The 15,692-nt window shown below is 44.6% G+C and carries 11 protein-coding genes; 2 read left to right on the top strand and 9 right to left on the bottom strand.

Annotated elements, in window-relative coordinates; genetic code table 11:
* Positions 1 to 6: 6 nt before the first annotated feature.
* From AC1DVJ_RS19220 to AC1DVJ_RS19185, 8 genes are all read right to left on the bottom strand, one after another.
* Positions 7 to 849: a carbohydrate ABC transporter permease gene (locus AC1DVJ_RS19220; RefSeq protein ID WP_477592841.1), complete on the bottom strand. Its 843-nt coding sequence runs from the start codon at positions 847 to 849 to the stop codon at positions 7 to 9.
* Entirely contained in the window at positions 842 to 1,684 is an 843-nt protein-coding gene (locus AC1DVJ_RS19215) for a carbohydrate ABC transporter permease (RefSeq protein ID WP_477592840.1), read from the bottom strand. The genes AC1DVJ_RS19220 and AC1DVJ_RS19215 overlap by 8 nt, the downstream gene beginning before the upstream one ends.
* A 105-nt stretch (positions 1,685 to 1,789) precedes the next feature.
* Positions 1,790 to 3,115, bottom strand: coding sequence for an ABC transporter substrate-binding protein (locus AC1DVJ_RS19210; RefSeq protein WP_477592839.1), 1,326 nt, complete (start codon positions 3,113 to 3,115; stop codon positions 1,790 to 1,792).
* Positions 3,116 to 3,317: 202 nt separating this feature from the next.
* Complete coding sequence (locus AC1DVJ_RS19205; protein WP_477592838.1) at positions 3,318 to 4,139, bottom strand: creatininase family protein; 822 nt, start codon at positions 4,137 to 4,139, stop codon at positions 3,318 to 3,320.
* A gap of 268 nt (positions 4,140 to 4,407) precedes the next feature.
* Positions 4,408 to 7,947 (bottom strand): InlB B-repeat-containing protein, encoded by a 3,540-nt coding sequence (locus AC1DVJ_RS19200; RefSeq protein WP_477592837.1) that lies wholly within the window; start codon positions 7,945 to 7,947, stop codon positions 4,408 to 4,410.
* A 110-nt stretch (positions 7,948 to 8,057) separates the two neighbouring features.
* Complete coding sequence (locus AC1DVJ_RS19195; RefSeq protein ID WP_477592836.1) at positions 8,058 to 9,518, bottom strand: hypothetical protein; 1,461 nt, start codon at positions 9,516 to 9,518, stop codon at positions 8,058 to 8,060.
* Positions 9,503 to 10,324 carry a creatininase family protein gene (locus tag AC1DVJ_RS19190; RefSeq protein WP_477592835.1) on the bottom strand — a complete coding sequence of 274 codons (822 nt, stop codon included), beginning with the start codon at positions 10,322 to 10,324 and terminating at the stop codon, positions 9,503 to 9,505. The genes AC1DVJ_RS19195 and AC1DVJ_RS19190 overlap by 16 nt, the downstream gene beginning before the upstream one ends.
* Positions 10,321 to 12,531: a glycoside hydrolase family 88/105 protein gene (locus AC1DVJ_RS19185; protein WP_477592834.1), complete on the bottom strand. Its 2,211-nt coding sequence runs from the start codon at positions 12,529 to 12,531 to the stop codon at positions 10,321 to 10,323. Before AC1DVJ_RS19185 ends, AC1DVJ_RS19190 begins: the two co-directional genes overlap by 4 nt.
* A gap of 171 nt (positions 12,532 to 12,702) precedes the next feature.
* Here AC1DVJ_RS19185 and AC1DVJ_RS19180 point away from each other — a divergent pair, with 171 nt between their 5' ends.
* Together AC1DVJ_RS19180 and AC1DVJ_RS19175 are read left to right on the top strand one after the other, a co-directional pair.
* The gene (locus tag AC1DVJ_RS19180) at positions 12,703 to 13,530 is read left to right on the top strand and encodes a helix-turn-helix domain-containing protein (protein WP_477592833.1); all 828 of its coding nucleotides are present in this window, start codon (positions 12,703 to 12,705) and stop codon (positions 13,528 to 13,530) included.
* Positions 13,531 to 13,791: 261 nt separating this feature from the next.
* On the top strand, positions 13,792 to 14,889 hold the full coding sequence (locus tag AC1DVJ_RS19175) for a glycoside hydrolase family 88/105 protein (RefSeq protein WP_477592884.1): 1,098 nt from the start codon (positions 13,792 to 13,794) through the stop codon (positions 14,887 to 14,889).
* A 69-nt stretch (positions 14,890 to 14,958) separates the two neighbouring features.
* Here the strand turns inward: AC1DVJ_RS19175 and AC1DVJ_RS19170 are convergent.
* On the bottom strand, positions 14,959 to 15,692 hold a 734-nt coding region (locus AC1DVJ_RS19170; RefSeq protein ID WP_477592832.1), incomplete at its 5' end, for a hypothetical protein.

Genomic DNA, 15,692 nt, shown 5'->3' with positions numbered 1-15,692 from the left:
TCCGGCTTATCCCTTCAAGCCAGTCGATGCCATCCCCTGAATAAATTGCTTCTGTGCGAACAGGAACACGATGACAACCGGTATGGTTATAATGAACGCTGCAGCCATAACGATCGGAATTTCATTCGGTTGGTCATTAACAGCCTTCAGAAACAAGAGGCCAAGCGGCAAGGTGAACATTTTGTTATTCGTTAAATACAACATGGGACCGAGCGTACTACTCCATGCGCCGATGAATGTAAATACAGCTAGCGCCGAAAGCGCAGGTTTGGACAGCGGGATATAAATGCGCCAGAGCACTCCCCATGGGGTGTAGCCATCTATAAGTGCTGCTTCAAAAAGCTCCCTTGGCAAAGTTTTATAAAATTGATGCATCAGAAAAATACCGAATGCTCCTCCCAGGAAGGCTGGCACAACTAACGGATAATAGGTGTCAAGAGCGTTAAGATTTTTCCATATGAAGTACTGCGGAACCATGGTCACCTGACCAGGTAAGATCAAAGTCGACACCATTGCCAGGTAAATCCATTTTTTTAATTTAAACTCAAACATGGCAAGCCCAAATGCGATAACAGCACAAGAAATCATCGTTCCGCCGACATCGAGAATGGTTACAATAGAGCTATTTAACGTGTAACGGGCAAAATGCACATTTTGGCTGTTCCAGGCGTCAACGTAATGCTGCCAAGTCAAAGGGTCAGGAATCCACTGCGGCGGCATCTGCAGCACTTTCGCTCCGGTTTTGATCGAGGTCACTACCATCCAATAGAATGGAATGAACATGCACATTCCGCCTACGATCAGAAACGAATAAAGCAGCGTTAAGCTTAGTTTTGACTCTTTAGTCATAGTGCACCCACCTCTTTTCCATCGACCGTTGGAAGATCGTAATGATCAGGATCACAATGAATAGCAACCATGCCATTGCGGAAGCAGGTCCCATTTTGAATAAAACAAAAGCATCACGGTAAATCATAATGTTCACTGTCAGCAATTGGTCCCTGACTCCGCCTGGTGAACCGACCAAGGTAAGGAATGAATCAAAGGCATGGAATGCTGAAATCGTCGAAAGAATAAGCACCATATAGGCCATCGGCGAAACGAGCGGAATCACAATGCGTCTGAACACTTGCCACTTGGAGGCACCATCTAAAGATGCCGCTTCATACAAGTCTTTCGAGATATTTTGCATACCTGCCAGCAGCAGCACCATGGAACCCCCAATACCTTTCCATACATTCGCTATGGCTACACTTCCAATGACTACCCACCAATTCGGATTATCGAGAAATTTGTACGGTCCCAGGTTAATGTAACTGAGAAGCAAATTGACTACACCGAAGTGAGAATTCAGGATCCATGACCATACCATACCTGCTGCGATCCAGGGTGTAATTACAGGTAAAAAGAAAATAACCCGAAAAAAACCTTTGAAGCGGATAGCCTGGTTTAACACATACGCTGCGATGAACGCGATACCCGTTTTCAGTGGCACAAAGATCAAAGCAAAATAAAAAATATTGCGAAACGAATAAAACATTTGCTTCTCATGAAAAATCGCTTTCCAATTTCGGAGACCTACCCACTGCGGAGCATTGAACATATCCCACTTCGTGAAGGTTAAATACAAAGAAAAAATAAAAGGATATGCTGAGAAAATGAGAAACCCGATGACAAATGGCAATGTCAGTATATATCCCCAATAATTGTACCTTTGTATGACACAACACCCCTAACCTTCATAAATAAAGGAGGGAGGCTTTACCTCCCCCAAAAAATTGCGATATAGTTACTTGTTGTTATTGATGACCGTTTTTAACTTTTCGTCTGCTTCCTTCAAGCCAACCTCTGGCGTTTTGCTCCCTTTGAACATTTCAATGAAGACTGGCTGGACAGTCGTTTTCATTTCGTTCCAGAATGCCGTTTCATCCGTAGTCACACCAGCTTGGGCAACTCCTTCTGTGAATGCTTTCTTGTTTTTCGGATTGCTGTTCAGATCCAGCTTGGAGTTAGCCGATACTTTGAGCGGAAGTGAAGCTCCGCTTGAAGCCAGAAGTCCCTGAGCTTCATCACCTAAGAAGTATTTCAGGAATACCCACGCTGCATCCTTCTGTTCCTGCTTCGCTTTAGAGAAGATGACCCAGGAGTTCGCAACAAACGGAACAAATCGTTTGCCATCGTAGCCTTTAGGAACCATGACTGTATCGTAGTCCAGATTCGCATAATCTTTCTTAAACGGCAGCTGTCCGCTGTATTGCATAATCATCATGCCAATTTTGTTTGAGCCGAACATTTGGGTGATTTTCCCGTTAGCTTCMAAAACATCGAATGTCGGAGCAATTCCACTCTTCATTGTATTTTGCCATGCAGTAATACCCTGTAAAGTTTTTGGATCCAGCAGCATTGACTTTGTTTTTGTTTCATCCAGCCAGCCGCCTCCGTAAATCTTCGACCATGGGTAGAAGCCTTGCGTCAGATTGTTTTCGACCGACATGCCGTAAATATCTGTTTTACCATCGCCATTGGTGTCTTTAGTCAATTTTTTGGCTGTGTCCAGCATATCCTGGTAAGTCCAGTTATCTGTTGGAGCCTCAATACCTGCGTCTTTGAAAATTTTCTTGTTATACGCCAGCGCAGTCGGATTCAAGCCATGCGGTATGCCCCATACCTTGCCATTCGCGTCCTTGGCTGCATACAATGAGCTGACATAGTCGCTCTCTTTAAGATCCCGCTTGACATACGATGTGAGATCTTCTGCTACTCCACGCTTCCCGTAACCAAGAACAATCGCATTTTCCTGGAACCAAATGTCTGGAGCATTGTTGCCGGCAATTTGTGCTGTAATCTTCGTAGCAAATTCAGCCCAAGGCGCGTCCTGAATTTCCAGTGTAATATGAGGGAATTGCTTCTGAAAACCTTCGATAATCTCTTTTTTGGTAACGTCATAACTTCCTGGCAAACCCACCTTAAGCGTCACTGGCTTGGGTGCTGCGGCAGTTGCCGGAGTCGCAGGCGCGTTGCTGACAGTTCCCGCCGTTCCTCCTTGACCGCTGCTGCAGGCTGTAAGCGCTGCCACCATCATACTGCTTAATAACACGATACTAGTCTTTTTCAATTAAAACCCTCCCATGTGTATGTACTCGTAATGTAGAAGCTCTAGTTGGAACCGTTTTCTTATGTACCTTGATTATATCCCGCCCACCATTTCACGTCAATGAAATGTTTTCACATTTATGAATTTTGTGGGCGTTATCGTGACAGTTACCTTCTCTAAACAAACAATCGTATCCTATTGATTGATATGGCTTTCAACCTAGTCATTCCTGTTTCCATAACCCTTCTCTTAGCGAGTGCCCATGTCGTAAATACTTGCTTCTGTTCTCCAGCCGATGCAGCGTCTCCTTGACAGCAATATCCACAGCCATGTCAATCGTCTCGTTGCCGAATGCTGCGCTTGAATCCCGTGGATCCATCACGCCTCCGACTCCAATAAGCGGCTCCCCTTGCGGTGGTAGCAAGTCCAATCTAACCGACTCAGGATGTAGTGCCATCATGTGCGAAGTCTCCCACCCAGCAGCATGATCCCCAGCACATTCGTACCGATCTTCCACCAGCATATAATCAACGAACGCCCAGGCCTGCATACCGCTGCTGCTGCGGCTATATAACCGCTTGTTGAACAGCATGGCAGCCGCTCTGGCATGATCGATTAGCGGATAATGTCCGGCAACCAGAACGCCTACCCGGAAGCCTAGCGATTCCGCTTCCGCAAGGATATGCAGGAGAAGCTTCTCGTAATTGATCACTTGTTCCATTGCGGAAAAAGGCATGCGTTCCGGAAGAAAGTTGTCTGGATTAAGTTGCATTTGTTCTGCAATTTGCAGTCTGTCCGCCGCATTTGCTTCCATAAAGCCTTCAACCCGGCTTTCGCCGTAGTATAATGGTGGAAATACAAGACCGCCGCCCTTTTGTGCGCATCTAATGGCAATGCCTTCTGCTTGCAAAGAGTCGGCTCCGACTGGATTATGCAAGCCATGCCATTCCAGTGTGCCTATTGGTATGTAAACGACCGGACAAACTGTTCTCCTCGCAATAATCTGCTCAGGACGAAGCATATGGTATCTGACTTCTTCGCTCATGGTCTACCTCCAATAATCCTGCTTATTTTCAATATATGGTAAGAATTTATTCAAGTCAATGAATATCATTCACATGTATGAATCGCAAACAATGGGTAGGAGAAACCAAAAGGACGGCTGTCTATAGCCGCCCTACCTGTACATTTTACTAAAGGCAAAGAACACTTTTTAGAACGCTGGCATATACCGCAGTTTACGCTCTCAATTGGTTATTTTAACTTTTCAAAGAATCGTAAAATTATAGAAGGAGCGGTTTATTGGCTGCCAGCTAACCTACTTGCTCGGCTTTTATCTCAAAAGTGCCACTTCTTATTGTACCCGTTTTATCTGTATATTCGATGTACACATAATCGGTATTTCCGTTTGTAAGTCCCTTGATGTGCGCGCCTTTGGCGTTGTAATTTACATTGCTGTATTCTGTGAATATTCCATCCTTGCTGTTTGCTATAAACACCTTATAACCCTTGCCGTTCGCTGAAACAATGTCAAAATTTATATCGCTTTGACCATTGCCCGGGGACACACTTGTAATAACTATACCAGGCTTCCATTTTGCGTAAAGAACGGTATCCGCTTCGACTGCTTTGCTGAAATCAAACTTGTGCGCAAACGTTTCGTCGAACCAACCTACAAAGATATAATTCTCTTTTGTCGGCGTCGGAGGAGGGGTAACCGTTTCTCCGAGCGAATTTCCGTTTGCATGAACCGTCACAGTTTCATCAGATGTAACGCCGTCATTGTAGTTATAGGTAAGACTATAGCTCGCATCATAGTTACCTTCTGATACATAAACTGAAATCGGTAGAGAAAGACCATCGTCCAATTTCACAAGGAAGGCTCCTTTTCCTTTTGCCGGTTGACCCGTTAATACATTAGCTGCTGAATTAGCAAGGTCTACAAGACCTTTTGTTATTGTTTTTCCGAATTGTTCGCCCAAGAAATTTTTACCGATTTGCTTAGGGTAGCCTGTTACAGTGAGTACCAAGTCAACACCCTCTGTTATAATGCCTTTGGTATTCCCTTCTGAGTTAGTAACGGTAAACCAATCATAATCACTGTTCTTCCGCAAATCATACGCTGTTCCGGTCGGAATACCGGCTGTTTTTATAATAACTTGTTGGGTAGAATTCCCCGTAATGTTAAGCTGATATTTACTACCACCTGACCTTAAAGCGGTTGGTCTGGTAGGAATGATAACATCTTTGCCGCTCTCAATGGCTCCAATATCAGGTGCGGTGCCTTCGTAGTCGGCTTCTGTTACAAAATTAGGAACGGTTGTGCCCTTATCAAAACCAAGACTCGCGCTTGTTTGGCTCAAATCACCTTCAAATCTGTTGATGAAAGTTGCCTTTTTGCTTGAATCAGGATTTATGGCTGTTACAGGTGTTCCGATTTTCACTCCGGTTATCCCATTAGGCTCAACAATTGGCGGAGGCCCACCGGTAGTACTGTAGACATTAGTGGTTACCCCGGATCCGTTAAACAAGTCAAAATCGTAACTCGCTCCGGGATAATTGTACATATGTTTAATCGTAATTACGTTTTGGCCACCAACAGGACTATCAATGGATTCAATGATATTATTCCTATAATACGGTCTGTAGATTTGGCTGTCTTTCCGGGTTATATGGCTGGCTGAACTCAGTATTGTATTGTTAAAAAGATAGTTAACACCCAACCCCATATTCGATTCCTTAGGAGCTGCTCCGTGCTTTAGCGCTCCTTGAATCAATCCCCATTCGTCACCCAAATTAAGTAGTACATTTCTATACACATAAAGGGGACCCGTATAATTCGTATCCAGCCCTATGCCGAAAGCTACTCCCTCAATTTTGTTGTTGTAAAACCTTACGTTCATATCCGAACCTTCGAATTCGATGCTGTCGTCTTGCGTATACGCAAAATAATTTCCGTACACGTCGGAATCTTTACCAACACCGCCGTCGACTTCGCCATTTCCCCATGTTTCAATGGCATCGTTAAAACGATGATCGTCACTTCCGACAATGTCATTGTATCGAATAACGACGCCTTGCCCGCCTCTTGCATACATACCGCTTACACCTTGTGGATGTTTTTCGTTCCATTCAGGGTACCACGATTTGCCGCCGCCGCCGTTCCATGCATTGGTTTTTGTTCTTGCATCATGAATATAGCTTTTTTCAATGACGAGATTGCTTGCGTCGCTTATAAAAATACCGGAGTCATTGTTAACAGGCGTTGCGTTAGCAGAGTAACTTTGCCCTGTACGCAAGTCAACAGCCAGGTTTGGATCTGCATTTGCCACTACCGTTTGCTTAGCTAAGTATTGGGATGCTTCTCTTCCGAAATTTGAAATATCACTATTCACAATTCGGATGTGATGACTTGAACTGAGAACCGATATCGCGCTTCTCTTGCCTCCACGGATCATTAAATTTTCCAAAATAACATATTCGGACTGTGCGATCGATACCGCTTCCCAAAATTCATCGGTCACTTCGATAACGGTACTTCCATCCCCAATGATTCGGATATATCCGTTTTCCGTTCCTCTAAGCCCTTGAACCGACAGCGGTTTTCCCGGCTCATATATGGATGCGATAGGTATATCTCTAGCAATTGGGACGTCTTCTTTCCATGTTCTTATTTGTTCAGTGTATGTAGAACCGTCCTTAAGGACTTTAACTTCCACTTCATAATCCGTGTCGGGTTCAAGACCCACGATAGAGCCCCTGAACTGCTTGTTAACCGAATCCCATGCCAGTGGAAGCCCGTCTTCCCATGTCGCAACTCCTACTTTCCTGTAACGCACCTCATTTGCAGGGTCAGGGACAACCTGTATAGTGGTGACAGGTGTTGTCGGAAGCTTATATGGAATCGTATCTCCGGGAGTCACATAACCAGCATAATTCAGATACACGCTTAAATTATTGAACGTAGTTCTTAAAAGCAAATCGTTACCTGTATTTGGTATTCCAGAACCGCTTTGGGCAGCGTTTGTAGAAATGGTGGTTTTAAATTCCTTATCCGGCCTGCCGTCAGAGTATTTAATTCTCACTCTAATGATGTCGTTACTACCGCCGCCTGACAAATAACTAAGACCTCCTTCAAAGGCACCTATTGCCGCATTATAACCGGGCTTAGGCTGTATAACCCAAGCGTATCCAGTATTTCTCGGTTGAGCTATGACATAATTAGCCGGATCCGCTGACTTCCGCCATACGGTTACTTCGGCGTTCGGATCGTCGCTCGGAATACGATAATATCCGTCTCTCGATTTTCCCACAGCTGTTATATCAACACCCGGTACTGCTACCGCCAAAGCGGCATCAGCGGAAATATGTCGGTTTTCATCATATTGAACTTTTGCCGTATTGCTCGAGGCGTCCCACGTGTATGTTGCTGCAAACGCATACATGAGGGTATCCAAGGGGATAAAACTTCTAATGCCTTCTTTAAAGGGCATTTCAGTCGTAACCGTTGAGCCGTCCTTTAGTGTTACTTCGTTGCTTCCGTATTTAGCTGTCATTTCATAATAATCATTTTTCAGAACAAATTCTTTGCCATCGATAGACTCATAAAATACCGAATATAGATAATGAGCAATTGCCTCGGCAGATACCCATATTTTACCGTCCATAAACTTAGGCGGTACATCCGATTTCATGGTTTTGCCGTTCACCGTTATCTGGATAGGCGATGCCGGTTCTTGAATCTCAACAGGCTGATGCACATATGCCGCAAATATTGAATTAGGAAGAACAAGTGAAATGAATACTGCAACAACAAGTAAAAATCTCATAATTGGTTTCATTTTTTTTGCCATTTTAATTAAATCCTCCTTTATTCATTTGCAGATGGAAGCGTTTCCCATGACACTTTGATTATATCTTGGGCATTTATACACGTCAATGAAACATTTTCACATTTATGAATTTAATAATTGTGATAAGACAGTTCCGATGTATGGAAGCTGCAGAAAATAGGGAAGTTTTTCGCGAGTTTGGCTATTTCCTCAGCTGGTACAGATTCAAGTTCAGTCAATCGACGGACTCTCGTCATTTCCGCCATTTCCTGGTAAGTGATAATCATATCGGCCTTCTTGAACAACTCCGGTCCCCATCTCGTGGAAAAGTCAATATGGCGGCGTTCGTCAATCAGATCAAATTCACAGGTAATCGCAGACAATACATCGCCAAATTTCCAAAACGCTTCTGCGGACTTTCGCTTCTTCTTGAAGCCGCAAGCTTCGCCTAACAGGGTCAAGTTGGAATACAATTCGGTAAAGTGTTCTTTGACATCCTGCTTGCCTGGACCACCCAGCCATTGGAATTGGTCGATTGAATAACCCATTTGCAGCAAACGGCGCATGCCCATCTGACTGTGGCGGAATTCATCCCACATGTGACGGGCCAGATCGAAGTAAAAAGGCAAAGGCATCCGATCCACATAATAATAAATGCAGGACAAAGTCTCTCCAGCAAAAATCTCAGTAGCATAGATGTATATCATTTGTTTCACACTGTCATGCAGCACAGACATACTGGTATCCGTATATGATTTCTGCGGTTTTGGATTGGTATATCGTGGATATTTGCTTTCCAACTTTGCCTTCTCCGGAAGCGGACCTGCTGGATCCTTCACTAGGTTGGCCGGCCAGATCACAGCATTCACATCATCTACGAAAGCATTTGCTTCGAAAGCTGCCCAGACCGTAAGGATATACCGTTCCCATTCAGCCAGCTTTCGTGACCCTTCTTCACTTCCGCAGTGGACAAACTGCAACTGCTCATGCAGCCAGCGCTGCGTTGCTTCCCGTTCTATGAAGATAATCTTGATCTGATCCAGTGTAGGCGCATTTAATATCGGATCCAGCTTGGCCACCAATGCATCATACTGGGCGTACAGTTGTTTATGGATATATAAGTAACTGACCAGAAAAGTGTTTTCGTCTGGCGCGCCGAACATTCTTTCGAATGCCTCCCTCGTGATATCGGGCATCCAATCCTTGTCATGCATACCGCCAGGCAGCTCCTCAATACGTTCATATAGGCATTTCACATTCCGATTATGCAAATAGCATAATCGACCAAGCTGAATCTTCTGCTCATATGCCGGAATGGCCGGTATCCACCCTCCAATTAATTTGGATACTGCCAGCTCCTGCCAGAGTAAATGCTTCAGCTCGTTGCTCGTATCCACAGGCCGCAAAAACCGACTTTTCAGAAAGCCTTGCTCCGTTGCCATATTCTGCTGCAAACCTTCAAAATCTTCTTCGTCTCTCATGATTAGAACGATCCCTCCATTGGCAATGACTTTTTCTACGAACTCTTCTAGCTCTAGAAAAATAAACCGTATCCTGCTGATACGGTTTCCCCCATTCATTTCTGTTTCCATAATCCTTCTCGAAACGAGTGCCCATGTCGTAAGTACTTGCTTCTGTTCTCCAACCGATGCAACGTCTCCTTGACAGCGATATCGACAGCCAAGTCGATCGTCTCGTTGCCGAAAGCTGCGCTTGAATCCCTCGGATCCATCACACCTCCGACGCCAATAAGCGGCTCCCCTTTCGGAGGAAGCAAGTCCAGTCTAACCGTCTCAGGATGAAGCGCCATCATGTGCGAAGTCTCCCACCCAGCAGCATGATCCCCGGCACATTCGTATTGGTCTTCCACCAGCATATAATCAACAAACGCCCAAGCCTGCATGCCAATGCTGCTGCGGCTATGCAACCGCTTGTTGAACAGCATCGCAGCCGCTCTGGCATGATCGATTAGCGGATAATGTCCAGCAACTAGAACGCCTACCCGAAAGCCGAGCGATTCCGCTTCCGCAAGAATATGCAGGAGAAGCTTCTCGTAATTGATCACTTGTTCAATAGCGGAAAAAGGCATTCGTTCCGGAAGAAAGTTGTCTGGACTCAGCTGCATCATTTCTGCAATTTGCTGTCTGTCCGCTGCATTTGCCTCCATCAAGCCTTCAACCCGGCTTTCGCCGTAGTACAATGGCGGAAATACAAGACCGCCTCCCTTTTGCGCACATCTAATCGCAATGCCTTCTGCTTGCAAGGAGTCGGCTCCGACTGGATTATGCAAGCCATGCCACTCTAGCGTGCCTATAGGTATGTAAACGACCGGACATAATGTTCTCCTTGCAATAATCTGCTCGGGGCGAAGCATATGGTATCTGACCTCTTCGCTCATTGTACGGCTTCCTCACTTGCCATATAAATTTTCAATCGTTCAACTTCAATGCCAGCCAGCATCACGATGCCAATACCGTGTGTATCGTTTGTCTTCCATTTCAAGTCATCCTTATAATAATCAGCTGTGAATGCATATTTTGATCCCGTACACACCCCATGCACATTTCCGTACTGATCGATCGCATTGCTCGTCAGCCCTCTCCAAGCAAGCCCGATGGAAGCTTCAAATGCAGAGCGATTATCCTTCAGGATACCCAGACGCAAACCTCTACAGAAGGCATAGACGAACATGGCCGTGCAGGAAGTCTCTTCATAGGAATCGGGATGGGTCAGGACTTGATGCCACAAACCATTTCCCCCTTGAAGTGAAAGTAATCCGTCACAAAACTCTTGGAAAAATGCAACTAAATCTCCTCTGCGGGCATGAGCCAACGGTAATACTTCCAATAGCTCCGACAGCGAAAATAGAGGCCAACCGTTCCCTCGGCCCCATGGCACATAGGTGGCTGTATTAAATTTGAAATCATAAACATGCGACATAATCTTCAGCTCAGGCATGTATAAATACTTTTTATAGGCCACAAATTGCTCAGCTGCATCATCCAGAATGGCCATATTCCCCGTGAGTAAATAATAGCGTTTCATGAACGGGGTGCTCATATACAAATCATCTGCCCAGAGTGTCTTTTCCATGTAATATCCAGGACTTTCCCGATAAAATGCCCCGTCCTCTCTACGTTCCTGACGGTTACATATGAAGTCTGCAATCACTTCAGCTACTTCCAAATAGGTACTTTCCTGATTTTCTGTATAAGTCTCTAGCATAATAGATCCAAACGAACCACAATCATCCAACATATCCAATTCAACTAACTGATGGTTTACCCATGGGAAACCGTACTGTTTGCGATCCCACAGTGCATAATCGTAAAGTTTGGTACACTCCGATATATGATGAGTCACATAACGTACGATGTCTTCACGTCCAAGCATTCTACCTGCCTGTAGCAATCCATACAGCGTGACGCCAAGCGGATAGTTCCAACGCGCATAATTCGTATTCTCCATATAGGGACGAACCCAAGCATCCGGTTGATCCAGCCGCCAATAAAGGCCTCCGTTCTCTGGTTCCCAGACTGTATACATCGTTTGTATTTCTTCAGGCTCATACGTCCTATCACTTTGAAAAGGTCCTGCATACAACCAGCGTTCGTCTGTGCCTTGGATGGGATGTGGGAGCTCGCTCTCACATAACTTACCATTTTGATGGATGTCTAAATGAAAGCCCCAATCCTTCCCGCCGCTTAGTGACCGTATCAAGAGTTGATGCTGCCCATAGGCCAGATCGATGTCAAAATGAATAGGTTCTGAGGCCTGTGCATGGAAGACCTCTACACCGTTTATCCACACGGTTAGTGCTGCACTTTGGGTCGTTCCCCTAAAGGAATAGCGTTGCTTTCCTGGCAATTGACAAAGCAGACGAGTCCAACCATAAGCATATTGACCTGTTTCAATTTGATCTCCGAACATTCGCGTGAAAACAGGTTGCCTGATCTTGTCTGATTCCCATTTCAGCGATGGCCGCCATTCAATGCCCGTCTCCATCTCACTTTGTCCAGGCATGGGCAACGCATGATCTTTGAACACATCCTCATCCACGGGAAGCGAATATATCCATCCTGCTTGACCTTCCCGCTCCCTGAATGGTGATAAAGCAGGAGGCGTAGTCCATTTGCTTCGAATCGTCCCCAGGATACAACCGAACCCGGATGGCGTTTTACGCAATTTAATCAAGAGCGTCGTCCAACCCGAACTCAGCGGTATTTTCAGATTACGTTTGTTTGTAGGGTTCAGCTCATCAAGCGCATCTGTCTTATAGAGCAGCTGTCCATCTACATAAACACTTGCTGGACCATAGCAGCTAAGCGCCGACTCGACAACGCGATCCGTTTCGCTCCATATTTGGGTGAGGGCATAGCCAAACTGTCCATTCTTCGCATCAGGAAACTTCTCTCCCAAGTTGAGGTTATATCTGGCATCTGCCATTTGCCTAAATCCTTGCCGGCTATACAACCGCCAAGTGAACGAATTTGCGGGGTGTGTCCCGATATAGTGATTGGCAATATTCTCTAGGATTCGCGGGGTATTAGAGCCGCATCGTGCTTCTACACTTTGCTGTTTGTCGAAATGCCTTGTTGCCATCATATGAGTTTGCTCCTTCATGAAATCGTGATAATGATTCCATTGTAGCCTCATACTAACATATTGTCTTTGCCCTGCATTGTGTTAAAATGTTGTTGTATTGTGATTTATTTAGAGGAGGTTGTCCTACTGAATCTCATAAAGGATTTTCAACTTACTACTGAACCGGTCCAAATGACGTTTCACCATCAAACGACTGCCTTCTGGGACATTTATCATGCTCACCAAGGCATGGAATTTATCTATGTGCATGAAGGGGAAGGTTCCGTCATCATTGATCCTTTTATGTACGAGATCAAACCAAACACATTAATGTTTTTCCAACCTTATCAACTGCATAGGGTCAAAATAGATCTAAATACGAAAACATACACTTCCTACGAGCGCTCGAAGTTTCTATTTGAACCTTCTCTTGTAGACAACATGCTGGGCTCTTTGCCCAAATTACAGAGCTTTTTTCGATCTTTGTGGAAAGATACCCTTACCTGCCAAGTCCTGCACTTGCCCGAGTTAGCGCCGGAGTGGGATGTTCAGTTGAAACAATTAGAATATGCTTTACGAATGACTCCCAAGGAAGAACACATGGAAGCGTTCACGATCTTCTTGATCGGCTTCCTGCAGGGTCTGCGAGCGCATTGGCCAGATAAACAAGATCCTGCATCTGCCAATCAACGCCCCATTCATCATGTAGAACACATCATGAAATGGATTGATGAGCACTATCAGGAATCCTTCCAACTAGAGGATTTAGCGGAATCCCTGCATCTAACTACCACCCATGTGTCCCATCTTTTTCGCAAATTTACCGGCAGCAGTATTACGGAATACTTAACGGCGAAACGATTAAGGGAAGCTTGTTGGCTGCTCAGAACCACATCGGACCCTGTTCATATCATTTCCTCGGCTGTCGGGCTGAACAATGTGTCTTACTTCTGCCAGCTATTCAAAACCCACATCGGATCCTCTCCGCACCAATATCGCAAAAATAGCGCACATTCCTAATAAGGGAAAGTGCGCTGTTTTTACTGTGGTGGTACTCCGTTTATTTAAACTGTCTTTCGCAAGGAATGAAATTTATATCTTCATTTATTCTTATTTCACGTAAAAATTATTCATATTTTTCACTAAAATCATGTATAACAAATTTGATTTGACTAGAAGCAAATGTTGTTGCATCATGTTGTAAATAGGTTTCCTGAATGTAATAAGAATGATTAAATTGAATTGGGGGCATAAATTTTGAAAAATCTTTGGTCTGCGGCGATGTCCGAATCTTTCATGCAGCAATATCCTCTTGTATCTGACATGCCATTTCAAAAGAGTCGAAGCTGGAACTACGAGAACGGTTGTATTTTAACTGCTTTTGAGCGGATGTTTCACACAACGGGGGAAGAACGCTACTGGCAGTACATTAAAAATAACATGGATTTGTTTATTCAAGATGACGGTTCCATTGCTACGTACAATTTGAACGAATATAACGTTGATATGATCAACCAGGGCAAAACGCTTTTTCTTTTGTTAGAGAAAACCGGTGAACCCAAGTACCGTAAGGCCATTGAGTTACTCGTGGCGCAATTGAAGGGTCATCCCCGCACCAAAGAAGGCGGTTTATGGCACAAAAAAATTTATCCGTTCCAAATGTGGTTGGATGGCGTATATATGACATCTCCTTTTTTAGCTCAATTTGCACACGTGTTCAATGAAAATGTTTGGTTTGATGATATCGCCAATGAAATTTTGTTGATGGAGCGTGTCGTCCGCAATCCGCAAACCGGACTACTGTACCACGGATGGGATGAGAGTCGTGAGGAGCGCTGGGCCAATAAGGCAACAGGCTGCTCCGAGCATTTCTGGGGACGTGCCATTGGCTGGTACGTCATGGCGATTGTTGATGTACTTGACTTCCTGCCGCTTGATCATCCGCAGCGTGGTCAAATTATCGGTATTTTCCACCGTTTGGCAAAGGCGATTGTCAACGTGCAAGACAGCGAGAGCAGTTTGTGGTGGCAAGTCATGGATCGTGGCGGTGAAGAAGGAAACTATTTGGAGGCTTCCAGCACCGCGATGTTTACCTACGCACTGGCCAAGGGCGCAAATAAGGGCTATCTTGAAGAATGGGCCATTGAAGCGGCTCGTAAAGCCTACGAAGGAAGCCTAATAAAATTTGTAGAGCGCGATGCCGACGCTTCTCTGCATCTGAACGGCATTTGCAGCGTAGCAGGGCTAGGCAATACGCCGTACCGTGATGGATCATATGCCTATTACATCAGCGAACCGATCCGCCGTGACGATCCGAAGGGCTTTGCGCCGTTTGTCATGGCCTGCCTGGAGATTGAAGCCGCGTCTAGAAGAGCGTAAATACAAATGGGTTCACCCCCGTAACAAAAATCCGCTAACCAGCTTGGTTGCGGATTTTTCCTATGTCAACTACATTTTTACTCCACTGGCAAAGCCGGAATATTCATCTAAAAGGCGCTCTGCAAACTTTTTCATTATGATTGTAACTGTGTTGTCTTTAAAACAAAGAGTAATTCGTATATGTGCAAAGCATTCATCTATTATCATTGGATTCATATATAGTGTATGTTCATCTTTCCATACAGCAGCTGTTATACAGTCATATTCGTATACAGGAAATTTTTGAGCGATTGTTTTTCCAAAACCGAAAGCGATCTGATGGTTGCCCTTATCATTTTCAAATTCCAATATTCCCTCTTCATCATGAAAAGCTACTCTTAGTTTAGTTATGTTCATAGGATTATCTGCTAATTGATAAGTATTTCCGTTTATGCTTTCTGTAACTGGAGAAGATAACTGTCCTTCCGGTAGCATAATAGAAAGATTGTTTATTTTCCCGACCAATTCCCTATATGATTGTTCGTCTGATATCAATGGATTGTCTGAAAGATGCGAATATAATTCATCCCATATCACATTAAAAATAGTTTGTATGCCATCCGGATTCGGTTGAGTGTCTGCCGTAGTAACAATTAGCAGATCCTTGTCCGGTAAACATACTGCAAGCTGTCCTCCCATCCCCAGGAAAGCAAACCCATTATTGCGTGTTCTCCAAAACTTATAACCATAACCCTGCTGATTATCAATAAAATTGAAAGTCGAATTTGTGCTATCTATTTGGTAAGATGTTGCAGCTTTCATAT

This window comes from Paenibacillus sp. P4_A9 (assembly GCF_056402415.1).
This window is presented reverse-complemented; position numbering and strand designations above follow the sequence as displayed.

Bases quoted from the DNA above. Each gene is read 5' to 3' on its own strand.
- AC1DVJ_RS19220 (WP_477592841.1), bottom strand. From the start codon at position 849: ATGACTAAAGAGTCAAAACTAAGCTTAACGCTGCTTTATTCGTTTCTG.
- AC1DVJ_RS19205 (WP_477592838.1), bottom strand. From the start codon at position 4,139: ATGAGCGAAGAAGTCAGATACCATATGCTTCGTCCTGAGCAGATTATT.
- AC1DVJ_RS19200 (WP_477592837.1), bottom strand. From the start codon at position 7,947: ATGGCAAAAAAAATGAAACCAATTATGAGATTTTTACTTGTTGTTGCA.
- AC1DVJ_RS19195 (WP_477592836.1), bottom strand. From the start codon at position 9,518: ATGGAAACAGAAATGAATGGGGGAAACCGTATCAGCAGGATACGGTTT.
- AC1DVJ_RS19190 (WP_477592835.1), bottom strand. From the start codon at position 10,324: ATGAGCGAAGAGGTCAGATACCATATGCTTCGCCCCGAGCAGATTATT.
- AC1DVJ_RS19185 (WP_477592834.1), bottom strand. From the start codon at position 12,531: ATGATGGCAACAAGGCATTTCGACAAACAGCAAAGTGTAGAAGCACGA.
- AC1DVJ_RS19180 (WP_477592833.1), top strand. From the start codon at position 12,703: ATGACGTTTCACCATCAAACGACTGCCTTCTGGGACATTTATCATGCT.
- AC1DVJ_RS19175 (WP_477592884.1), top strand. From the start codon at position 13,792: ATGTCCGAATCTTTCATGCAGCAATATCCTCTTGTATCTGACATGCCA.